The 23,350-nt window shown below is 40.0% G+C and carries 23 protein-coding genes; 10 read left to right on the top strand and 13 right to left on the bottom strand.

Features of this window, described 5'->3' with window-relative positions:
• Positions 1-6 precede the first annotated feature (6 nt).
• Positions 7-831 carry a YitT family protein gene (locus M3600_RS08015; protein ID WP_233316687.1) on the bottom strand — a complete coding sequence of 275 codons (825 nt, stop codon included), beginning with the start codon at positions 829-831 and terminating at the stop codon, positions 7-9.
• A gap of 190 nt (positions 832-1,021) precedes the next feature.
• Between M3600_RS08015 and M3600_RS08010 the strand changes: the two genes are divergently transcribed.
• Both M3600_RS08010 and M3600_RS08005 read left to right on the top strand, forming a co-directional pair.
• Positions 1,022-1,876, top strand: coding sequence for a DegV family protein (locus tag M3600_RS08010; protein WP_251645299.1), 855 nt, complete (start codon positions 1,022-1,024; stop codon positions 1,874-1,876).
• A 102-nt stretch (positions 1,877-1,978) separates the two neighbouring features.
• Positions 1,979-2,110 carry a DUF3941 domain-containing protein gene (locus M3600_RS08005; protein WP_233316685.1) on the top strand — a complete coding sequence of 44 codons (132 nt, stop codon included), beginning with the start codon at positions 1,979-1,981 and terminating at the stop codon, positions 2,108-2,110.
• A 30-nt stretch (positions 2,111-2,140) separates the two neighbouring features.
• On the opposite strand, the gene M3600_RS08000 is transcribed toward M3600_RS08005, so the two are convergent.
• On the bottom strand, positions 2,141-3,016 hold the full coding sequence (locus M3600_RS08000; protein ID WP_233316684.1) for a CvfB family protein: 876 nt from the start codon (positions 3,014-3,016) through the stop codon (positions 2,141-2,143).
• Positions 3,017-3,150: 134 nt separating this feature from the next.
• Between M3600_RS08000 and M3600_RS07995 the strand changes: the two genes are divergently transcribed.
• The 5 genes from M3600_RS07995 to M3600_RS07975 all read left to right on the top strand — a co-directional run bounded on the left by M3600_RS07995 (position 3,151) and on the right by M3600_RS07975 (position 9,177).
• The gene (locus M3600_RS07995) at positions 3,151-3,642 is read left to right on the top strand and encodes a YajQ family cyclic di-GMP-binding protein (protein WP_233316683.1); all 492 of its coding nucleotides are present in this window, start codon (positions 3,151-3,153) and stop codon (positions 3,640-3,642) included.
• A gap of 120 nt (positions 3,643-3,762) precedes the next feature.
• Positions 3,763-4,632, top strand: a complete 870-nt coding sequence (locus M3600_RS07990; RefSeq protein ID WP_233316804.1) for an SDR family oxidoreductase — start codon at positions 3,763-3,765, stop codon at positions 4,630-4,632.
• A gap of 239 nt (positions 4,633-4,871) precedes the next feature.
• Positions 4,872-6,275, top strand: a complete 1,404-nt coding sequence (locus tag M3600_RS07985) for an L-cystine transporter (protein ID WP_233316682.1) — start codon at positions 4,872-4,874, stop codon at positions 6,273-6,275.
• Between the two features lie 126 nt (positions 6,276-6,401).
• Entirely contained in the window at positions 6,402-8,162 is a 1,761-nt protein-coding gene (locus tag M3600_RS07980; RefSeq protein WP_251645297.1) for a glycoside hydrolase family 13 protein, read from the top strand.
• A gap of 112 nt (positions 8,163-8,274) precedes the next feature.
• Positions 8,275-9,177, top strand: a complete 903-nt coding sequence (locus M3600_RS07975) for a DMT family transporter (protein ID WP_233316680.1) — start codon at positions 8,275-8,277, stop codon at positions 9,175-9,177.
• Between the two features lie 39 nt (positions 9,178-9,216).
• Here M3600_RS07975 and M3600_RS07970 read toward each other — a convergent pair whose 3' ends face one another.
• Both M3600_RS07970 and M3600_RS07965 read right to left on the bottom strand, forming a co-directional pair.
• The gene (locus M3600_RS07970; RefSeq protein WP_233316679.1) at positions 9,217-10,302 is read right to left on the bottom strand and encodes a DNA alkylation repair protein; all 1,086 of its coding nucleotides are present in this window, start codon (positions 10,300-10,302) and stop codon (positions 9,217-9,219) included.
• A 70-nt stretch (positions 10,303-10,372) separates the two neighbouring features.
• Positions 10,373-12,367 carry a glycoside hydrolase family 127 protein gene (locus M3600_RS07965; protein WP_251645295.1) on the bottom strand — a complete coding sequence of 665 codons (1,995 nt, stop codon included), beginning with the start codon at positions 12,365-12,367 and terminating at the stop codon, positions 10,373-10,375.
• Positions 12,368-12,643: 276 nt separating this feature from the next.
• On the opposite strand from M3600_RS07965, the gene M3600_RS07960 reads away from it, so the two are divergent.
• Positions 12,644-13,600, top strand: a complete 957-nt coding sequence (locus tag M3600_RS07960) for an AraC family transcriptional regulator (RefSeq protein WP_237940917.1) — start codon at positions 12,644-12,646, stop codon at positions 13,598-13,600.
• 27 nt (positions 13,601-13,627) lie between these two features.
• On the opposite strand, the gene asnB is transcribed toward M3600_RS07960, so the two are convergent.
• Positions 13,628-15,475: an asparagine synthase (glutamine-hydrolyzing) gene (asnB, locus tag M3600_RS07955; RefSeq protein ID WP_233316676.1), complete on the bottom strand. Its 1,848-nt coding sequence runs from the start codon at positions 15,473-15,475 to the stop codon at positions 13,628-13,630.
• Positions 15,476-15,727: 252 nt separating this feature from the next.
• Here asnB and M3600_RS07950 point away from each other — a divergent pair, with 252 nt between their 5' ends.
• Complete coding sequence (locus M3600_RS07950) at positions 15,728-16,291, top strand: DUF2777 domain-containing protein (RefSeq protein WP_233316675.1); 564 nt, start codon at positions 15,728-15,730, stop codon at positions 16,289-16,291.
• A 42-nt stretch (positions 16,292-16,333) separates the two neighbouring features.
• Here the strand turns inward: M3600_RS07950 and M3600_RS07945 are convergent, their stop codons facing one another.
• Positions 16,334-16,831, bottom strand: coding sequence for a GNAT family N-acetyltransferase (locus M3600_RS07945; protein WP_251645294.1), 498 nt, complete (start codon positions 16,829-16,831; stop codon positions 16,334-16,336).
• On the bottom strand, positions 16,828-17,316 hold the full coding sequence (locus M3600_RS07940) for an NUDIX hydrolase (RefSeq protein ID WP_237942245.1): 489 nt from the start codon (positions 17,314-17,316) through the stop codon (positions 16,828-16,830). The genes M3600_RS07945 and M3600_RS07940 overlap by 4 nt, the downstream gene beginning before the upstream one ends.
• A 250-nt stretch (positions 17,317-17,566) precedes the next feature.
• Between M3600_RS07940 and M3600_RS07935 the strand changes: the two genes are divergently transcribed.
• The gene (locus tag M3600_RS07935) at positions 17,567-18,469 is read left to right on the top strand and encodes an ArsR/SmtB family transcription factor (RefSeq protein ID WP_233316673.1); all 903 of its coding nucleotides are present in this window, start codon (positions 17,567-17,569) and stop codon (positions 18,467-18,469) included.
• Between the two features lie 32 nt (positions 18,470-18,501).
• Here the strand turns inward: M3600_RS07935 and M3600_RS07930 are convergent, their stop codons facing one another.
• From M3600_RS07930 to M3600_RS07905, 6 genes are all read right to left on the bottom strand, one after another.
• A complete protein-coding gene (locus tag M3600_RS07930) occupies positions 18,502-18,807 on the bottom strand; it encodes a DUF3243 domain-containing protein (protein ID WP_233316672.1) in 306 nt (101 codons plus the stop codon).
• A 100-nt stretch (positions 18,808-18,907) separates the two neighbouring features.
• Positions 18,908-19,759: a pentapeptide repeat-containing protein gene (locus M3600_RS07925; RefSeq protein WP_251645286.1), complete on the bottom strand. Its 852-nt coding sequence runs from the start codon at positions 19,757-19,759 to the stop codon at positions 18,908-18,910.
• 46 nt (positions 19,760-19,805) lie between these two features.
• Positions 19,806-20,276 carry a DinB family protein gene (locus tag M3600_RS07920; protein WP_251645284.1) on the bottom strand — a complete coding sequence of 157 codons (471 nt, stop codon included), beginning with the start codon at positions 20,274-20,276 and terminating at the stop codon, positions 19,806-19,808.
• A 15-nt stretch (positions 20,277-20,291) separates the two neighbouring features.
• Positions 20,292-20,882 carry a DJ-1/PfpI family protein gene (locus M3600_RS07915; protein ID WP_251645276.1) on the bottom strand — a complete coding sequence of 197 codons (591 nt, stop codon included), beginning with the start codon at positions 20,880-20,882 and terminating at the stop codon, positions 20,292-20,294.
• Positions 20,883-20,999: 117 nt separating this feature from the next.
• Positions 21,000-22,088 (bottom strand): ABC transporter permease, encoded by a 1,089-nt coding sequence (locus tag M3600_RS07910; protein ID WP_233316668.1) that lies wholly within the window; start codon positions 22,086-22,088, stop codon positions 21,000-21,002.
• A complete protein-coding gene (locus M3600_RS07905; RefSeq protein ID WP_251645274.1) occupies positions 22,085-23,350 on the bottom strand; it encodes an ABC transporter permease in 1,266 nt (421 codons plus the stop codon). Before M3600_RS07905 ends, M3600_RS07910 begins: the two co-directional genes overlap by 4 nt.

Genomic DNA, 23,350 nt, shown 5'->3' with positions numbered 1-23,350 from the left:
CCTCCTTTATTCTTTTCTGAAGAAGCCGAATATTTCTGTTGTTTGCACGATATTAGTAAATGCTTGCGGGTCTACCTCTTTAATGGTTTTTTCCAAGTCATATAATTCATACCGTGTAACAACTATCATCATCATATCCCTATCTTCATTGGAAAAGGCTCCTTTTGCTGGAACCATAGTAATCCCTCTTACTAGCTTCTCATGAATTGCCACTTTTAATTCATCGGATTTTTTTGTGACTATCATCGCTGTCAATTTTTGATGCCTTGTATGTATCGCATCAATCACCCTTGTGGATGCGTACAGTGTAACAAGGGTGTACAGAGCTTTTTCCCATCCATAAAGATACCCTGCTGTTATGATGATAATGCTGTTTAATGTAAAAAAATATGTGCCGACAGGCTTGTCCTGCATTCTCGAAAGAATCATTGCAACAATATCCATTCCGCCTGTGGATGCACCGATTTTCAACGTAATCCCGACACCGACAGCTGCAATAACACCGCCAAAGACAGCATTCAGCAGTATATCATCTGAATAGGAATAAACCGGAAGAAGTTCAAGAAATAAAGACATGAATGCAACACTTAGAAAGCTATAGCATGTAAATGATTTCCCAACCTTAATCCAGCCTAGTATGGCAATAGGCACATTGAGAATAAACAGCAATATTCCTGTCGTAATAGGTGTAATACTTGAAATAAGCTGTGCCACACCGGCAAACCCGCTTGCATAAACATCTGCAGGTATTAAGAAAAAGTTCATTGCAACAGCGTTCAAAAGAGCCCCAACAATTACTACAACTAACTTCTTCGTTAATGTCCAATACATAATAATCCCCCAGTACTATATTTGCTCCTAAGCTTTTTAGGATTCATTGTTTTTTTGAATAAGATTCTATAAACTAATAGTATGCAACACCTAAATAATGCATATGTATACATACCAGCAATCAATATACCATAATTTTCACTAAGTGAAAGTCATATAATGAAAAAAAACACAGAAAGAAGATGAGCTTATGACATATAAAATATTAGCGGACAGTGCTTGTGATCTGCCTCTTTCTTATTATGACGATAATGATGTCATTCTATTTCCATTAAAGGTAAATTTGGAAAACAAAGAGTATGAAGACTTAAAGACAATCCAGCCGAATGCTGTATATGACGCGATTAGAAACGGTGAAGTACCAAAGACCTCCCAGGTCTCTCCATCCCTTTTTGAGGATGTTTTTACGGAAATGGCTAAAAACGGCGAAAGCGGCATTTATGTTGCCTTTTCTTCGCAGCTTTCTGGCACCTTTCAAACAGCTAAGATGATTTATGAGCAAGTGAAAGAGAATTATCCTGACTTCCACCTCACTATCATTGACAGCAAATGTGCTTCTCTTGGAGCAGGGCTTGCTGTGCAAGAGTGCGTAAAACAGCGCAGTCTTGGCAAAACTCAAGAAGAGGCTGAAGCTCGAGCGCGCTTTTTTTGTGAACATATGGAGCATCTCTTTACTGTGGAGGATTTAGAGTACTTAGCTAAAGGCGGCCGCGTTTCTAAAGCATCTGCTTTTGTCGGAGGGTTGCTGCAAATCAAACCGCTTCTTCATGTGGAAGACGGCAAGCTTGTTCCGCTTGAAAAAATCCGCGGTAAAAAGAAGCTGCTTCGCCGCATGCTTGATGTGATGGAGGAGCGCGGAAATAGTCTTAACACACAGACAATTGCAATCAGCCATGCTGATGATTTAGCGACTGCAACCGAACTCAAAAATACCATTATGGAGCGTTTCCAGCCGAATGATGTGTACATATCCTCTATCGGAGCCGCTGTCGGCTCCCATACTGGTGCAGGAACGATTGCATTGTTCTTCCTAAACAGCAAGTAAGACAAATCAATCCAGTAAGGCTGTGCCTGCATACTCCCTTCTCCTTTCAGTCATACTAATAATGTTCTACAGAACAGCTAATGAATGGAGGAGTATACAGACATGCCAAATACTTCTGATAATAATAAAAAGCCAAAAGACAATAACGCCCGCTTAGAGCAAAAGAATTTGCTTCGCGAGAAAAATCGCAAATTGGGCAAACACCAATATAGCAAAAAGACAGATCATCTATAAGAAAAAGAGCAGCCCCATGGCTGCTCTTTTTTATTCGTCTTCTTTCTTCAAGTGTGTCCATCCATGTTCTTGGTAGATTTTATTTTCCTTCATCAATCTGCCAAGAGCCCTCTTGAAGGAGCCTTTGCTCATCCCAAATCTCTCTTGGATTTCCTCTGGCATACTTTTGTCTGTGTATGGCATCTGACCTTTTCTTTGCTCAAGATATGCAAGCACTGTTTTTGAGTCCTCATCAAGTGCTTCCTCTTTTCGTGGCAATAAGGACACATTGATTGTACCGTCTTCCTTCACATCAATGATACGGCCATTTACCTTTTCTCCAAGACGCGGCTCTACTTTACGCTCTGACTCATGGATAAAGCCTTTAAAGCCTTCAGCCGTGTAAATCCAGCTTCCAACCTTTGCTGTTCTGTAAATATGGCCGTGAATGTTTTTATTATAGTCTTTTCGTGTAGCCTTAGTCGAAATGCTCTCAATAACAGGATCTGTCGCAGGCTTAACATAAAGGAAATTATTGCGGTCTACCCTTAATGTAATATAGAGCAAATCCCCGACTTCCGGCCAAACTTCTTCATGAACAGGCAGATCATCCTCGCCAAGAAGCATGTCCTTTTTCAATCCAATATCAAAAAAGCAGCCAAGCCCTTCTTTAATATCCGTTACTTTCACCCAATCATATTCTCCAACTGAAATGGACGGTATATTTGTGCTTGAGCACGCTCTGCCTTGTGAATCCGTATAAATGAATACACGGACCTCATCCCCAATTTCAAATTTCTGATCTGTTTCACTAAAATGAAGCAGAACATCTTCACCTTCTTCTTCCAGTGTAAGAAAATATCCAAATGTTGCTTCCCTTGCGACCGTCAATATTTCTACTCGGCCTATGTAATCTCTTAAAGACACTATATTGTCCTCCTTGAATTATATCTATCGTAAACTGTTTTGTACCCTAAAGTTGTTACAACTGCTATATTTTACTATAATACAGACATAAAAGGAAATGGGTGAAAGCCCCATAATAACCAGGAGGTATTTCTATGTCTAAAGAAAGTTCATTCGACATTGTCTCAAAAGTAGATATGGCAGAGGTTTCGAATGCGGTACAAATCGCAATGAAGGAAATTCAAACACGCTATGACTTTAAAGGCAGCAAAAGCAATATTACATTAGAAAAGGAAGAGCTTGTTCTACTATCCGACGACGAATATAAGTTGGAGCAGCTAAAAGATGTGCTGATCAGCAAAATGTTCAAGCGCAACATTCCTATTAAAAACTTGGATTACGGAAAAATCGAAGGAGCATCTGGTGGCACGGTCCGTCAGAGAGCGAAATTGGTTCAAGGGATTGACAGAGACAATGCTAAAATTATCAACACTCTTATTAAAAACAGCGGCTTGAAAATTAAAAGCCAGCAGCAAGACGACCAAATCCGTGTAACAGCAAAAAGCCGCGATGATCTGCAAAAAATCATCGCAGCTGTTAAAGAAGCAAAACTTACAATTGACGTTCAATTTGTAAACTATCGCTAAAACACAGCCTGACCATTTTTTTGGTCAGGCTTTTTTTATCTCCTGAATTTTCCATGTTTATCCTTGTCTATAAGGGAAAAATAGACAACAAACAAAGAAATAAAAAAGGAGTTGTTTATGATGAGTTCAAACAGCCAACAAAACCAAACATTTCCACCACAGCATCAAAATCAGCAGCCAGGTATTCAAACTGAAATGAATCCATTACCAACGGATGTGAGCCCCAACTATAAAGGCTCTGGTAAGCTTAAAGGCAAGACGGCAATCATAACTGGCGGAGATAGCGGGATTGGTCGTTCTGTTGCCATCTATTATGCAAAAGAAGGAGCTAATGTTGCTGTTGTGTACTTAAATGAACATGACGACGCTGAAAAAACGAAGGAATTAGTCGAAGCAGAAGGTGTTAAATGCATCACCTTAGCAGGGGATGTCGGTGAAGAAGATTTCTGCCAAAAGGTTGTTGCAGAAACAATTAATGCATTCGGATCATTAAATATACTCGTTAATAATGCCGCTGAGCAGCATCCACAGGACAGTCTGCTGGACATAACAGCTAGCCAATTGGAGAAAACGTTCCGCACAAATATTTTCTCTATGTTCTTTTTAACAAAAGCAGCGTTGCCGCATTTAAACGCTGGCGACAGCATCATCAATACAACTTCCATCACAGCCTATAAAGGAAATGAAACACTGCTTGATTACTCATCAACTAAAGGTGCAATCACTTCCTTCACCCGTTCCTTATCCCAATCACTTGCAAAAGATGGCATTCGGGTGAATGGTGTCGCGCCAGGTCCAATCTGGACTCCGCTGATTCCATCAACATTTGACAGCGAAAAGGTTTCCCAATTCGGCGCAGATACACCATTTGGACGAGCTGGCCAGCCAAATGAACTCGCTCCAGCTTATGTTTATTTAGCAAGTGAAGACTCCTCTTACGTCAGCGGCCAAATCATGCACGTCAATGGCGGATATGTTGTAAACGGGTAAATGCAAGGAACACATCTGTGTTCCTTTTTTATATGGTTGTAAAAAATTTATTTATGGCAAGGTACTTTGGAAAACCTCTTCTTTCAAAATAAAAGTTTTCACTGTTTAGACATTTTAACTAAATTATTTAATTTTATTTATTTACTTTTACATATAATCATGTTATTGTACTTTTAGTAATTCCTATTTAACCGATAGGATTTAAATGAACTTATACATAATTATAGGGGGAAACTACAATGGACATATTTTTAACCGTTGTTAATATTGTCGTTTTACTAGTTTTGCTTGGCGTTTTATACTACATGCAAAAGAAACACGTATCCTTTTCAAAGCGTGTATTTACCGGCTTAGGTCTTGGTGTTTTATTTGGTATCATTCTTCAATTAATATATGAACCTACTTCAGAAGTAGTAATTCAATCAAATGACTGGTTCAGTCTTATTGGAAGCGGATATGTGAAGCTTCTGCAAATGATTGTTATGCCGCTAGTGTTCATCTCCATTATTTCTGCTTTTACTCGTTTGAAAAAAGCAAGCAATATTGGGAAAATCAGCGGTCTTGTTATCGGAACATTATTATTGACTACTGCAATTTCTGCAGGAATTGGGATTGCTTCTGCAGTCGGATTTGACTTAAAAGCAATTGACATTACTTCAGGTGATGCTGAAACTCTTCGTGGGCAGCAGCTTGAGGAAAGCTTGACACAAGTGGAAAGCACAACTATTCCACAAAAAGTTCTTGAATTCTTGCCAGCTAATCCATTCTCAGATTTAACTGGTGCTCGTCCTACTTCAACGATTGCTGTTGTAATCTTTGCAGCCTTTATAGGTGTGGCATTGCTTGGCATTAAACGTAAAAATCCAGAACAGGCAGCATTCTTCGAGAAAATGATCGAAGCTGTCTACACAATTATCATGCGTATCGTTACACTAGTATTGCGTTTAACTCCGTACGGAATTCTTGCCTTAATGGCAAAAACAATGGCAGGCAGCAATCTTGATGCTATCGTTAAACTTGGTAAATTTGTAATTGCATCATATGTTGCTTTAATAGCAATGTTTATCGTTCATTTGATTATCCTTGCTGCTTTAAAATTAAGTCCAGCAAAATATGTGAAAAAGGTGCTTCCTGTGCTTTCATTCGCCTTTACTTCACGCACGAGTGCAGGAACACTGCCTTTGAATATTGATGCTCAAAAATCTAAACTTGGTGTTTCTGAAGCAATCGCTAACTTCTCTGCTTCATTTGGTGTTTCTATCGGACAAAATGGCTGTGCAGGAATTTACCCTGCTATGGTGGCTGTTATGATTGCACCGACTGTAGGGATTGACCCGTTATCACCTGGTTTCATCACATCTTTAATCCTTGTTGTTATGCTTAGCTCCTTTGGTGTTGCCGGTGTCGGCGGCGGAGCGACATTCGCTACATTAATCGTTCTGTCTACATTAAATATGCCTGTTGCATTGGCTGGATTATTGATTTCTGTTGAACCGCTAATCGATATGGGACGTACTGCTTTAAATGTGAGCGGCTCAATGGTTTCTGGAGTTGTTGCAAGTAAAGCACTAGGTGAATTGGACACTGATACTTATAATAAAGATATTGATGTTAATACTCCTACAAGCAGCACAGCTGTTTAAAGAGTAAATTAACCAGACATTGAATGTTCAATGTCTGGTTTTTTTTTCGCCTTCTTTTCCCTTATAGGTTTTCAGCAAATTGGCTACACTGTTGAAAATGACTTGTAGGAAAGGGAGTGTGGGGAAATGATTGATTTTGCTTCCATTTATCATCGGACTGGAGATAATTTCTGCTATCTTTACAAGGAAGATATACTCCATATCCGCCTCCGGACAAAAAAAGACAACGTCCATGCTGTCACCTTGATTTATGGCGACCAATATAAAACCAGCAACTACAGATGGCAAAATTCATTGCTTGAGATGCAAAAGACAGGCTCTGATCAGCTTCATGATTACTGGCAAGCCTCTGTTACAGATTGTCTTAAACGGCTTCGCTACGGTTTCATTATCAAACAAGGAGATGAACAGATTACCTTTACAGAAAAGGGCTTCTTTCCTTTTTTGCCCGAAGATCCAGGCTATTACTTCTGCTTGCCTTATATACATGAAACAGAACTATTCACACCGCCAGATTGGGTGAGAGAAACAATCTGGTATCAAATATTTCCAGAACGATTCCGCAATGGCGATCCTGACAGAAACCCAATCGAAACCGCTGTTTGGGGGCAAGAGGCACCTGGCTTGACGAATTATTTCGGGGGAGATTTGCAAGGCATCATCGACTCATTAGATTATCTGCAGGATTTAGGAATTACAGGCATATACTTAACACCGATCTTCTATGCCAATTCCAATCATAAATATAATACAATTGACTACTTGCAGATTGATCCCCATTTCGGAGATGTCAGCATTTTAAAACAACTTGTGAGCGAGTGCCATATGCGGGGAATTCGCGTCATGCTTGATGCTGTATTTAATCATTGTGGTTATATGTTTCCGCCATTTCAGGATGTGCTGAATAATGGAGAGAGATCTCCTTATAAGGATTGGTTTCATGTCCATCAATATCCATTAAAGGACAGCTCTGGCTTTCATTACGAGACCTTCGGCTTCTATGAGGATATGCCAAAGTTCAATACAGCTAATAAAGCGGTAAGAGATTACTTGCTGCATGTTGCTGAATATTGGATCAAGGAATGTGATATTGACGGCTGGCGGCTAGATGTTGCCAATGAAGTCGATCATGCCTTTTGGCGGGAATTCAGGAAGCGTGTTAAGGTGGTAAAACCAGATTGTTTCATCTTAGGAGAAATTTGGCATGATTCCATGCCTTGGTTGAGAGGCGAACAATTTGATTCTGTTATGAACTATCCCTTGCTTTCCAAGTCTTTGCAGTTTTTTGCTTATGACATGATTTCTGCTAAAGGATTCGTCGAGGATATGACCTCCATTGTCCATGCATATCCAGACAATGTTAATAAAGTCCTCTTTAACATTATCGGCAGCCATGACACACCTCGGGTTATGCAGGAGTCCCATTATAGACCTGAACGAGTTAAGCAGCTGTTTACTTTTCTATTCACTTTTCCTGGCACACCATGTATTTATTACGGCGATGAAATTGGTCTTGATGGCGGAAGCGATCCTGGCTGCAGAAAATGCATGGAATGGGATAAAGAAAAACAGAACGTGGAAATAAAGGAATATTTAAAAAAACTGATTTCGATTCGAAAGTCTGCTGCTATCCTCTCGGGAAACGCAAGCTTTGCCTTCCTTCCTGTCCTAAATAATTGCATTGCTTATTGCCATAGGAACGAAAATGAAATATTTATGACTGTGATGAATAACAGTCCAGACCAAGTAAGTTATCCATTGCCTTTCTCACTAAAGGGAAAAAAGTTAACAATGCCACTAACATGTCAGGAATATGCTGCCGAATCAGAACATTTAAACGTGAATCTCGGTGCTTATGAAAATATTCTTCTCCATTTTTATATTTAGCTGGCTGAACTCATCGCCCTTTCATCCAGCTTCTTAAACTTGGAAAAAACCTCTTGTTTAACTGAATAGATAGTACTATCATTTACTTATTATGTAATGAAGGGGGTAAATTGTGGAACAGACAACAGGCACAAAATCAATTGCCATCCCATTGGCAATTTCCATTATAGCTATCTCCTTCTCTGCTATTTTTGTCAAATGGTCGGATGCTCCAGCAACAATACTGAGCATGTACCGCATGTGGCTCGCAGGAATTTTGATGCTTCCAATGGTCTATATAAACAGAAAAGAATTTAAGAAACTATCAAAAAAAGACTGGTGGTTCCTCCTGTTCTCAGGAGCTTTCCTTGCTCTCCATTTTGCACTGTGGTTCGGTTCTTTGAAGCTGACAACAGTAGCTAGCTCTACTATCATTCTTGCTCTTCAACCGCTCGTGTCATTGGCGGGAGGATTTCTCCTTTACCGTGAAAGGACAACGTCAAGCGCCATTATGACAATGGGGATTGCTATAATCGGCGCCATGATGATTGGCTGGGGCGATATTGGCTTAAGCAAGGCAAGCTTGCTTGGCGATTTACTTTCCTTCTTAAGCGTGATAGCAGTTGTCGGCTATTTGTTAATTGGCCAGTCTATTGTGAAAAAGGTGTCCCATTGGGTTTACACTTCCACTGTATTTTTATTTGCTGCCATGCTGCTGACTATTTTTAATCTATCTTCTGGGGAAGCATTTACAGGCTATCCGCCAAAGGAATGGGGCATCTTCTTGCTGCTTGCAATCGTCCCATCACTTAGTCATGTAATTAACAATTGGCTGTTAAACTATGTAAATGCGACAACTATTTCGATGAGTATTTTAGGAGAACCTGTCGGAGCAACCATTCTTGCTGTAATTCTTTTAAATGAAAGACTTTCCGGTTCACAAATTGCCGGCGGACTATTAGTGCTGGCAGGTGTTTTTTACTTCCTTCTGCAACAGCAGAAACCGAAGCCAGTTCAGCATGAAAAAACAATATAGCAGATTGAAATTAAAAAAACTGGAGGCTCTCCAGTTTTTTTACGTTTGTATAAGTTCAAACTCAAGGGCAGCCTTCTCTGTTCCATTGACAATAATGGCAATACGGTGAACACCAGGATAATGTCTTCTTGTCGTCAAGTCTTTAAAGGAATGGTTCTTTGCGAAGGTTTTCTTCATGCTGCCCCTCCACTCCAGCTCAGAAAGATGAAAAACCTTCCTGCTGCGAGTGCCGTTTGCTTTCACATAATCTATGGCATATTCTACTCTTACTTTATGTGGTGTTTCAATCCTCGATATTAAAGTGAATGAAAAAGCAATATTCTCACCCCATGCAAGCTTTTCAGGTGTTATCGTAAAGTCCGCCAAGCTTAAGCTGTCACTGCTCTCATATCCAAAGATTTGCAATACACGAGGATCACCCTTCTTGAGCAGCGACCTGCTTGCATGTTTCACAATCCAATCCGTTTTTTGACTGTTGCCATACCAGCTCTGTGCAATAGTTACTGCCAAATCAGGATTAATTCGCGAAATATCATTTAAATTATTGGCTACGCTCTTTCTGACATATAATGCTTCATCTTCTTTTAACTTCTCCAAAATAACCAAAACAGGAGTAGGATCTTTTTTTAGAGCAGGCACTGACAGTCCCCATGGCAGTCTCGGACGGCAGCCCTCACTTGCAAGCCTGCGAATATGCTCATTCTCGCTTTCAGCCCATTCTTCCATCTGTGCAAGCATTCTCGTCTGGTTCTTGATAAGAAAAGGCCTTACTGCAAACTCTGACGTAGAGAATTCTGTAAAGAAGGCAAGGGTTTCAACAGAAAGCTCCCATTCCTCCAGCCCGTATTGCTCCACAAAATCGGGGAAAATAATCCCGCCTAATCCAGTAAAGGACGGAGCGCATTTGCGCAAGATTTCGATTGCTTGCTTGTAATCCTGGGGCAAAAACGGAGCAAGCGACAAGGTAATCTGGCGCATCCTTTCCTTAAGTGCTAGCTCCTCCCAATCAGCCTCAAACAACTTGGTGCGGAACGCTTCCCTTTCGAATGCAGGGTAATTTAATGTAATAACATCCTCTAGTTTAGTGATAAACTGCAAATTATAAATATTTTTTAATGGCTCCATAAAGACCTCTTAAACTCTTTTTTCTAATCATATAAGTAAGCGGCCTAAATATCAAATTCTCAAGCTTCCTTCATTCTTTAGCAAGCCAAACCTGCATTTCCCCAACCGAGCGGTTTGCCCAAGCATAATAAGGAATCAGTGTAAGAGATGCTGCTTCATAAAGCTCCGCCATCCCTTGGCTGTACAACTGACTTTCCCATTCCTGCTCCACAACTCTTTTTTCTGCTGTAACATCAATGAGTCCCGCTCCACCAAACAGTTCTGAATCGTACCGATAATGATATTGTTTGTTCTTTGGCAGGCGGAAAAGATGAAGGCACTTCCCATTGTCTGCTTCCTCCATACAATAGACGATTGGGCCGCGCTGGATGGCAATCTTATTTAAATCTGCTTTAACATGAGGATTTGCTGACCATTCCTGGATGCTCATATCCAAGGTGACACAGATTTCATCTCCAGTTTTCCAAGTCCTTCGTATCACCATATAACCATTCATCAAGCTGTCACTTATTTCGATGCCATTAACAGTAACTTTATACGTTTTCGACCATGCTGGTATGCGCAGGCAAAAGCCGAATTCAGCTGGCTCTTCCAGCTGAAACTGAAACTTAGCCTCTCCCTCCCATGGATAGTTTGATTCTTGCGTAATCTCTATCTGCTTACCATTCCAATCGATTTCTGCCTTATTGGCAATATATAAATTTGCATAAAGACAATCGCCTTTTTGTGAGTACAAATACTTATGAATGGATGCAAGCAGGCGGGCCAGATTAGGCGGACAGCAAGCACATCCGAACCAAGCTGGCCTTGTCGGCTTCACATGGCTTTTTCCCGGGTCCTTCAAGCTGTTCTCAGGATTAGACTCCAGGGGATTAACATAGAAGAAATGCTTCCCATCTAAAGCCATTCCGCTGATCACACCATTATAGAGTGCTCTTTCTAATGTATCACTGTACGTACTGTCAGCTTCGTTTTTCAGCATGTTTTGCGCAAAGAAAATCAGACCGATGGAAGCACAAGTTTCGCAATACATCGTATCATTCGGTAAATCATAGTCACTAGTAAATGCTTCTCCATGAACGGTTGAGCCAATTCCGCCTGTAATGTACATTCTTTTAGCTGTAATGCTCTTCCACAATTTTTTGCAGGCTTGCAGCATTTCTTCATCTTTGCTTAAAAAAGCAGCATCCGCCATGCCTGCACATAAATACACAAGCCTAACTGCATGCCCCTCCGCACTTTCTTGCTCAAGGATTGGCTTATGTGCCTGATAATAGCTTAGCGGCAAATGGTTCATTCCCCCAATCACCGCATTCTCGCCAGCTTCCTCTTGCCATTGTCTTTCAAAAAAACTAGTATCCTGTCCTCGCTCGTATAAAAAGAATTGGCAAAGATTTAAGTACCGCTTTTCCTTTGTAAGTTCATACAGCTTAGCAAGGGCAAGTTCGATTTCCTCGTGTCCGTCATAGCCTTTTATTTTTCCTGCCTCATTACCAAAGCTTGCATCAATACAGTCCGCCAATTTGCAGGCAATGGTGAGAGCTTTTTCATTTTTTGTTGCATTATAATAAGCTACAGCTGCTTCCATATAGTGACCGGCACAATACAGCTCATGGCTTTCGGCGAGCCTTTTAAACCGCCGTTCGGGAGCCTCAATTGTAAAATATGTGTTTAAATAGCCATCCTTCTCTTGGGCAAGTGCCAATAAATCAATAACACCATCAGCCAATTCAATCAGCTGTGGATCATGCTCCTGCTCAATAGAATAAGCCACTGCTTCAAGCCATTTATATACATCACTGTCCTGAAATACCCAGCCGTAATGTCGGCCCTCCTTCAGCCCTGCAGCAATCTTGAAGTTCTCGATGGCATGACTTTTTTCAGAAGGAATGTTTTGGTCATTCCGCTCCTTTTCGATTGTTATATCAGCCCTGTCATTGAGCACTTCCCATTGATATGGAATCATTTCTGTTTTCACAATGTCGGCATATCGCTTCCAAAATTGGTCGTTAATTATTACCTTATTCACATGTATCGACTTGTCTGCTTGCACATTGTTTGACATTCTTATTCCTCCTGCTTTTTACGGCTTTTTTACGTACATCCTCCCCTATTGTAATCGCTTTAAGGGTGAGTAAAAACTGCTAAAACAGTAGATTTAGTGGTGAAATCCGACTTCTAAGAAATAACTTTCACAAGATATTTTCGTAGATTGCCTGTCGTTATCTACTGGCATTTATGCTAACATTATTGTTAACGCTTACTCTTTATGTAAAGATACAATAAGGTGAACAAAAACGACATTTGGTAGAAAAAACAATATGCAAGGAGCGAGATGTAGATGGACCAGCTTTGGAAATTCAACATTGAAAGACCGCTTGCTTATTACAAATGCGGCCGTTTTGTCAGCAGTGACGACTGGCAGCATAAACAAATGCGGCTGAAGAAGGATTTTGAGGTTATTATTGGTTTAAACAAATCTGTTTACATCCAAGTGGGCCACCATCAGTATGAAGTCAAGCAGGGGAATGTTCTGCTTATACCACCAGAAATTGACTACTATGGATATGCTCCTTCTCAAAAAGGAGCAAGCTTTTTTTGGATGCACTTTATTCCTTTCTGTGAGACAGATATGTATCCAGTTGAGAAATTTATTAGCCATTTGTTGGCAAGTGATATAGAAGCACATAGGCATGCAATTAATAATGCCGTTTTTTTGCCTGATTATTTTAGTCTTTCATACAGTGATAAACCGTTTATCTTAATGAAGCAAATTTTAGATATAGCAAATGCTTCCTACTACAGCACCTTCTCTGTCGACTACTTGCTGACAGAGTTGTTAATTGAGCTTACTGAACAATACAGCAAACAGCTGCTCCATCAAAATACGATAAGTGAAAAGACGCAAAAGTTCACCCAAATACTTGAATGGATTAGAGTCAATATTCACGAACCCCTTAATGTAAGAGAAGTTGCTAACACTTTTTCCATGAACCCTGATCATCTGACAAGGCTGTTTAAAAAGAATATCGGTATGAGCACAATTCGTTATATCCATACATTAAAGCTTAATAAAGCAAAAGAACTCCTTTGTACAACGAATAAAACAATCAAAGAAATTGCCTTTGAGCTGCGTTTCGATGATGAGAAATACTTCATGAAATTATTTAAAAGCTATGAAGGAATTACCCCAAGTAAATTTCGTGATGCCTACACTAAGACGTATACAAACACAGTGTCTGTCGATCCTGACATTCCTATGCCGCCACACTTGAGAACAGCAATAATCACAAAATAAAGCGGGAGCATCTGCTCCCGCTTTATATTAATCTACAATATTAATATTATAGTCTTTAAACCAATAATGAAGTTGTGCCAAGTGCGCAAGAAGCTGCGGACCTGTCATAAGCTGACCGAACCAAGGCTCTTTGAAGGCTGAGCCACCAGTATTGATAATCTCCTTGAGCTGGTTATAATCAAAGAATTCGTATAAAGCCGAATCCTTTTCTGCCAAAATTCCTGTCAGCATATCTGTGACCGTTTTCGTGTAAACAGGGTTATGTGTCTTTGGATAAGGACTTTTCTTGCGATAGAGTACTTCATCTGGAAGAATCCCCTCAAGTGCTTTGCGGAGAAGCCCCTTCTCTCTGTTTTTGTAGTTTTTCATTTCCCAAGGTACGTTCCATACATATTCTACTAATCGATGGTCTGCGAATGGCACCCTAACTTCAAGACTCGCACCCATGCTCATCCGGTCTTTTCTTTCTAATAGAGTTGTCATGAACCACAGTTGATTCAAATAGAACAGCTCTCTTCTTTTTGCATCCTCTGCACTTTCGCCTTCCAATTTTGGTGTTTCAGCAATAGTTTGATTGTATTTATCATACATATAATCCTCAAGCTGCAGCTTGCTGCTCCACTCTTGTTTTAGCAACCCTTGTCGCTCCTTGATTGAACGCATCCATGGAAATCCTCCTCTTGCAAGATCTGCTTCTCTCCGGAACCATGGATACCCGCCGAAAATTTCATCCGCACATTCACCTGACAAGCTCACGACAAAGTCTTTTTTAATTTCACGGCAAAACCACAGCAAGGAAGAATCAACATCAGCCATTCCCGGCAGATCACGGACAGTAACAGCCTCATGGAGAAATTGGGCAAGCGTTTCCTGTGTGATAATGCAGTTATGATGAATCGTACCGAAAGTGTCCGTCATTTTCTTAATATAAACACCATCAGAATTAGGCTGAAATTCATTTGCTTTAAAGAACTGGTCATTGCCTTCATAATCAATGGAGTATGTGTGCAGCGGTCCTTTGCCTGATTTTTCATATTCCATTGCAGCAATAGCTGTAATCGCACTGGAATCGACCCCGCCAGAAAGGAAAGTGCTTAACGGCACATCTGATACTAGCTGTCTCGTTACAGCATCTTTGAACAGAAAGCGCACCTTTTCAACTGTTTCTTCAAACGTATCCTCATGCTGCTCGCTTTTCACATTCCAATAACGCCATATCTTCAAGCCATCCTGCGAAAATTTCAAGGCATGCCCAGGTCTTAATTCCTTAATGCCTCTGAAAACCCCTGATCCAGGTGTATGGGACGGTCCAAGTGCAAATACTTCCGCCAACCCTTCTCTGTCTAATTCTGCCTTCACTTGAGGATTGGCAAGTATAGCCTTGATTTCCGAAGCAAATAGTAAGCTTGATCCAACCTCTGCATAGAACAGCGGCTTAACACCAAGGCGGTCTCTGGCGATAAACAGTGAATTTCTTTTTTCATCCCAAACCGCAAAAGCAAAAATTCCATTTAAGTATTGTAAGCAATCCTCGCCCCATTCCATGTAAGAAGCCAATAAAACTTCTGTATCAGAATGGCCATTAAATGAATATCCTTTTATTAGTAATTCTTTGCGTATGTCTTCCGTATTGTACAATTCACCGTTATAACAAATCGTATAATCAAAATCTTGTTTTACTTTTGTCATCGGCTGGATTCCACAAAGGGGATCTACCACAATCAAACGTTTGTGGCCAAAGCCTGCATGAAGGGCACTCCATACATTTGTATCATCTGGACCTCTTTTTTCCAGCGTTTCTGCCATAACAGACAAAGTATCCTCTTCTTTTCTCAGATCTTTTCTGTAATCAACCCAACCTGTGATTCCACACATGATGATCATCCTTTCTTCGTGGAATTGTGATTAGATACCAATCAGTATGGAGTATTGTATGCATGATTAGAAAAATGGTTATTTGTCCTGATAAATGAATCTAATAAATCATTCCTGCTGCATCATTTTAGATCTTTGCATGGCAGTTTCACCTAAAAACTAAAACAAAAATAATAATGGCATTCAGTTATAAATTTGAACTTTAATGTCTAAAAAGAATTTATGGGAAGTAATTGGGAGGTTTACAAAGAAATGAACAATCAGCAGAGACTAAAGCTTATAGAGTACCAAACCCGTGCTTTTACACAAGGAACAGTCGAATACATCAATGACCAATGGATATTTTTCGACGATGAAACAGAAGAAGCAACCATGCTAGATGAATATATTCATCAAGAAGTGGAATTATTCTGCTTTAACAAATGGAGAAAAGGAATCCTTTTGGATGAAGGAAGAATCAACAGCTCTGGCTCGATTTATGGGATGTGCACTGAAGATAAAATCAGGATTCGCAAACATCTTGTATTCTCGTTAGAACGTCTTCTTGACGAGATCAGCGATGACAGCTTTTATCAGTTCATCACCACCCTGAATTCCATGAAGTTCTCTATTTATGACTGTATATACTGTTATAACCAATTAACCTTCTTAAGAGATGACAAACGAAAAAATGGTGTGAATATGATGATTTTTGATAATCAGGAAGGCCTGTGCAGTGTCAATCATCATTTCTATTATAATGAGAAAATTACCGACAGATTTGAGTTTACCTTGAATACTGGCAAACGGATGATTATCGAAAAGCTGTCCTCTTAAGAAAAAAAACTTCAGCAGAATATCTGCTGAAGTTTTTTTTCGTCATATTTTTTCCCAGCCATAAACGAGCTCATAAACTGTTTTTTCGCCAATTTTGTCCTCCATCCTGCCGATTTGCTTTCCTCCTATGGCTTCATAAAACCGGCATGCTCCATTGCCTTCTAGTACAAGCACAATCATGCTAGTTAAGCCCATACCCTGTAGATGCTGTTTTACAGCATCTGCGAGCTTTTTGCCAATTCCTTTCCCTTGGTATTCTGCAAGCAAATAAACAGCATATAATTCGCCATCATACCCTACAAACTTGCCGCTCCTTTCCTTGCCGCCGCACGCAAAACCGACAATCTTGCCTGCCCCGGTTTCCGCAACATAAACATGGCCGCCTGGAATAGCTGATATCCACATTTGCTCCCGCTCTTTATAAGATAATTGCTCTAAAAAGGAGTCAGGAATCATGTTCTTATAAGTTGTTCTCCAGCTGTCAACATGTACCTTCGCAATGCCTTTCGCATCAGCTGTAACTGCTTTACGCAACTTCATTTCTTTACCTCCCAAACCTGTAGCTTGTTCACCTTTAAAGGGAAACTCCGCGTTTTCGTCCAGTTTACTGCCTGCATAACCAGCGGAGAGGAATTATCCATCGTTAACTCGTTCAGGTCCATCCATACAGCTCCAAGGGAATCTTGTCCAACAAACTGCTCTGGGGCAGTGATAACCCCACTAAAGTTCCTCACTTCATAAAATACAGCTATATGATGAACATGTGTGAATTCTCTCCATCTCCAGGGAAACATGAAATCCGTGATTCCAATATTTTCTTTGTGACAAATCTCAAGACCTGTTTCCTCTAGAAACTCTCTGTCTATTGCCTCTGCTAAACTTTCCCCTTCCTCCAAACTTCCCCCAGGCAAATCGAAGCGGTTGCGATACGGTCCTTGACTCTTGTGGATAACAAGCAAGTATTCACTATCAAGGCATATACCATATACACCAAAAGCTCTATGAAACTTGGCGTTTTCTTCCATCATACTCCCCCCAATTCTTTTATTATTCTGGGTTTCCCCTTTTTTCCCCTCTTTTTTGACATTCCCTTTCTTCTATTAACTAAAATAAATGAAATAGTAAATTTAACATTGTTCAAATATTATTAAATTAACAAAACAGTTTATTATTAAATTATAAATCTCAATATATTTACAGTAATTAATCTTTATGTTATTTTTATAAAGATAATATAGATTTAATTAACCATTCGTTTCGAAAGAAGGGATTTCCATGCAACTAGGGATCGACAATTCCTCATTAGTTGTTTATGAAGCACTAGCCAGCGAAGTTCGCATCAAGATTATTCAACTCCTCAGCAAAAATAAAATGAACATTAAAGAAATTGCCGAGGAATTAGAAATCAGCAGTGCTATTGTGACAAAGCATATAAAAAAATTAGAAGATGCTGGTTTAATTAAGACAGAAAGAGTGCCAGGAAAATCTGGACTGCAAAAGATTTCGATTTTAAAGGTCGATCATATTGAAATAAATTTTCCCAAAAAGATATTTCACTCGTTTGCATCCTATGAAACTGCTGTGCCAATTGGACATTATACCGATTATGATTTAAAGCCGACATGTGGACTAGCAACAGATAAAGAATTTATCGGCCGTGTCGATGAGCCCCGCTACTTTATGGATCCAAAGAGAATGGATGCAGAAATTATTTGGTTCACTCAAGGTTTTGTGCAATATAATATTGCCAATTTCTTAAAAAAAGATGAAAAGCTGCAGCAATTTGAAATTAGCTTGGAAATTTGTTCTGAATTCCCATTCGCCAATGATGTATGGCCGTCAGATATTACCTTTTCATTGAATGGAATTGAATTAGGAACATGGAGAAGTCCTGGAGATTTTGCTGATACAAGAGGAAAGTTCACTCCTGATTGGTGGCCTCATAATATCAACCAGTACGGGCTGCTCAAAACTATCCGCATCACCAACCATGGCACATATATCGATGGAGACCCTATGTCAGGCATCACAGTCGATGATTTAGATACAAGCACAGACAGATGGACCTTCCGCATAGAAGTGAAGGAAGATGCCGAGCATGTCGGGGGCGCGACTGTATTCGGGAAAAAATTCGGCAACCATGACCAAGATATTAACTTTAAATTGTATTATCTATGAAAAAAACCGCCTTTTTTGGCGGTTTTTTTTCATCAGCTCACAAGCTTTACAAGCATATGAGCCAGTTTATGCTGTTCCTCTTCATTTCCTGCTTTCCAAAGCTCTTGAAGAAGTTTTTCCTCTCTGTTGCGAGGCTCCTCTTTTGCAGCTAAAAAGTCTCCTACCTTCTGGGCAGCTTTTGCAATCTGTTCTTCATTTAAGCCTAGCTTATCTGCTTTTTCCACCTTGTCGGAAAGGTATTCCTTAAATCCTTCAAAGCTTGATAAAATTTCATCCTTTTTTTCACTACTCATATTCTGAAGCTTATCATTTACTTTTGTTTCTACTTTGTTTTCCATTATGACTCACTCCTTTTCTAGTGTTATTTTCTATATTCCCAATGTAAGCCTGTTAAAACTATTATTATTTTATTGGAATATATTACTATCTACTAGAAATTTAGCAAGACCAATGAGCTGGTTTAGATAGTGTGCGAGGAATCTTAGTATGACTATCTCCTTTTGCGGCATTGAGCTGAATTTGAGTCAGAAAAATACTGCCAGTTAAATCAGCTCCCCTAATATCAGCATCGCGTAAGTCAGCACCAATAAAATCAACATTTCTTAAATCAGCATTTCGTAAGTCTGCTGCGATTAACCATGCACCTCTGAAGCTCTCTCCCCGCAAATTTTGATTGCGCAGATTCGCTCCGATCAGGTCGCTCCCTTTTTTCTTTTTCCGTCCTTTTTGAAGCTTGGTTTTTTCAGTCACCTTTTGTCTCATAAGCTCACTCACTTGTATTAGAAGCTCATTAACCACAGCCCGATGTGCGGGAATATATAGCTCCATAATCTCTGCTGGCTCTAATTCCGACAGCCTTTTCGTCTCCTTAAAGGCATTTGTAAGCTCTGCTTTTAATCCTATTGCAGATTTTAGCTGAAGTGCTTCATCTAAATAGCAAAGCATTTCATGCAGCTGATGCATGATTGGGAAAACCTTGAACATATCCTTTGCAACAGCGGGGGAATCCCGCCAAGTCACTCCCTTGAAGGTGAACTGCGAAACCTTCTGACCGGCACCAAAGCACTCGAATACTGTACAGCCTTTATAACCTTTCGGGCGGAGATGCTGGTGAATGCCGCACAGGTAATCTTCCCCGAGATTTTTGCAAGGCTTCCCTCCTTCCTTGTCTTCTGCAAACTCCGCCGATTTACCAAACGGCAAAGCTACACAGCATAAACCAAAACAGTTTTCACAATCTGGCTTATATGAACTATAGTAATCTATTTTTTCCTGAATCCCACTTTTCATTTTTCCACTTCCTAATAATCTACTTTCTATTAGCCCTAATGCACTTTTATTCAAAAAGTGCTATTGGTGGTTCCTTTCTATACATATGAACAAGCATGGCATGTAATTGGCCACGATGATGATAAATATGAGCCAGTATTTCCAACAGCCACTCATACCGCGTATAAACCGCGCCCCAATACGACTTGATTTGCTCGAATAATTGCTCATCAGAAAAGCCTTCATATGTGCTCTTGAGCAATAAGAATGAATGATCAATAGCTGCCTCCATTTTTGAGAGACTGCTAAGTTTATGTTCAACATAAAAACTCTCCATCTCCTCTTTTGACATGCCAGAGGCAATCAATAAATCTGCCTCACATATCAATGAAAGATGCTCTAATAATTCGCCAATGGAGAACTTCGTTAACGTAGGCCTAAAAGTAAGGTCTTCCTCACGTAAAGACATCATCAGTTCCTTTATTGAATCGACCGCAATCCGGATTTGATTTAAGGCTGCTCCACAATATTTATTCATGCCTTTGCACCTCTGCTACAACTCATACTCCATATTTTTGGCTGTATTTATCGCTGCTTCCTTTCCATAAAGCCGGCTAATAAGATGAAAGGACATATTAATACCGGCTGCTATCCCTCCTGATGTAATGACGTCGCCTTCATCGACAAACTTGACACCGCGCTTAACCTTTACAAGTGGAAACTCTCCCTCCAGCCTGTCTATGTCCATCCAATGAGTTGTTGCGCTTCTGCCATCCAGTAAGCCTGCTTTAGCCAGCAGCAGTGCACCTGTGCATACAGAGGCCATCACTTCTGCCTGAATGGATTGCTGCTTTATCCATGCAATGACATTTTGATTATGTATTTCATGTACTTCAGCACCTTTTCCACCTGGCACAAGGACAATATCAACCTGGGGATGGTTTGAAAAGCTGTAATCAGGCTTTACTTTCAAACCATTTCGAGCGTTAATAAGCTCTCCTGTCTCTGAAATGGTCACTACATGAAAGTAATGATTATCATGCTCTTCTGGTGGGGCATATAAGGAAAAGACTTCATATGGTCCGGCAAAATCAAGGACTTCCACTTCATTAAATAAAAGAATACCTACAGTTCGCTTCTTCATGGGAAAGATTTCTCCCTTCCTAAGTCTTTAATACTTCAACATTTGACAACTATTTCCTTCTTTTTCAGAGCTATTTTTCTCCTTAAAAAAACCCTTCCTTTAAGGAGGGGATTGTGCTTAAATATGTCTTCGTTCAATAAGCCGTATACCTATTCCCAGCATTAATGTTCCCATCAGTAAAAGAATGCCGACAGGATACAGCAACTCCATTGGTCCTGCACCGTCAATTACACCTTTCTTCAACAGCTCCATCCCATATGTGACAGGCACAAATTTGGACAGCAACAGCAAAAAGTCAGATGTAACGATTTCCAGTGGCCAGTATGCTCCGCCCAGCATCGCAAAGCTCACTGCAATCAAGGGAATAAAGGCATTAAACTGACTTACTGTTTTGACTAGCCCTGTCAGCAGAATGGCTAATGCAACAATCGCATATAAATACGGAATAACAGCACCGAACACTACGGCAAAATTACCATTGAAGTCAACACCTGTACCGAATTTAAATATATGAAAAATAAGCATTATTTGTAAATATCCTAACAGAAAGCTGAAAAGAAGATGGCCGAGATAAAGCTGTGTTTTGCTTGTGGAGGACAAGATAAATCGGTCCCATATGCCGTTCTGTTTATCACGCAATATTTCTACAACCGTATTTGCTACGGTGTATATACTAAAGAATAAGGTAAATCCGAATAATGCTTGAAGAGATTGATCATAGCTGCTCTCTTCCTGTGATTTGGCAAATTTTATTGGCAGCAGCGGATTTTCCGATATTTCTGCTATTTTTCTCTCCGCTTCCTTTTTATCCTGGGCGCTGCTGAAGATTTGTGCTTGTTTAGAATGATTTTGATAATATTCTTCTAAATAGCGGTGCACTGCCATTGAAGTTTCCGTTTCTGCAGCCTGATAAATGGTATATGAATCGTCCTCCAGCGCTGCCCCAAGATCTGCCTTTCCCTCTTCAATTTGTTCCAATGTTGCTTTTTCAGATAATAATTTAAACTGAAAGCTGTCACTTTCATTTAATTCTTCTACTATTTCCTCTGCTTTTACAGTATCCTTAGCAAACACAGGTATCTCTACCTTTGTGAATGAGCTGGAGCCGAGTAAATAAGCAAAGACAGCACAAATAATTGCGGTAATGAGAAACGACCCAGGTCTGCGCAGAAATTTTCTGAATTTCCCCCAAAGTATCCCCTTCATGCTAAAGCACCTCTTTTCCTCATCAATAACACAACTGAAACAAGCAGTAAGATACCGCTAAAGAGGAGAATCGCTTCCATTTGCCCAGCTATATCCATCAGGCTGTAGCCTTGATATACTTTTAAATAGGCTGTAATTGCAGCCCCTAATGGAGAAAACTCACCAAGTGTCTCCATGAATCCCCCACTAGCACTCAAATCAAAATAACTTCCGCCAGCAAAGGCAAGGATAGGAATCAGCATATTAGTAAACAATGTAGGCACATTGTTGGAATTTGCTCGGAATGATAAAGCTGCCGTAAACACAGCGAAGCTTGCTGCCAGTATGTTCAACAAGAATGTCACAACAAAATAATGAATAAAGCTGGCAAACACAACATCATATACTAATGCAGATAATCCAAATAATAAATGCAGCTGTATAAAGGAAAGGGAAAATGTTGATACAAATATGCCAAAGAAAAAGGTATATGGCGACACATTTGCCAGAAGGATGCGCTGGTACATATACGACTCTTTCTGCTGGTAAGCAAAGCCTGCTACAGTAGAAGCTACAAAAAAGACAAACATGACACACATTCCTATCGCATAATAAGAAAAGGAATCCACTACTTTTTTCTTCGTGACATTTTCTAGCTTTCCGACAGCAGAGCTATTTGTCGGTGTATACTCACTGTTCAATTCGGCAGATATATTCATATAAGAGAGCTCTTTCTGATAGCTCACCAGTATATCTTTTAACACAGTCGCTGCCAGAGATGTGCTGTCTGTCTCTTTAAAGCTCCACTCTGCAGAAATTTCTTTGCCATAAAGTAATTTCTGATAAAACTGTTCTGTAAAGCCCGATGGAATTGTCAAAATCCCTGTATACTCACTTTCCTCTGCTGAAGTACTGTTTTCTTCCTCAACTACGGTCATGGTTACCAGTTTCTTTAGTTCTTTATTTTCTTTTATCTCATGCATAAAAGTTGAAACAGGATCTACTGCATAAACAGTCTCCATTTGCATCTTTTTCTCTTCCGGACTTACAGTGGAAGCCTCTATTTCAGATACTGTCTCCTTTTGGGCGTTTACAGTATCGTCTTTTAGGACGACCAACAGCTTTGCATGTAAGCTGCCAGACTCTTCTCCTCCATCCATGATTGTGCCCAGTGCACTTCCTAATATTGTAATTAATATAAAAGGCATTAAGAGGAGAACCACCAGTTCCCTAGGTCTTCTCCATATCATCAGAATTTCCTTTTTTACCATATGCCAGAACAT

It is taken from the genome of Niallia sp. MER 6 (assembly GCF_023714395.1).
In the GTDB taxonomy this organism is placed as follows: Bacteria; Bacillota; Bacilli; order Bacillales; family Cytobacillaceae; genus Niallia.
Note: the sequence above shows the minus strand (reverse complement) of the source record. Positions and strands in the feature narration are given on the sequence as shown.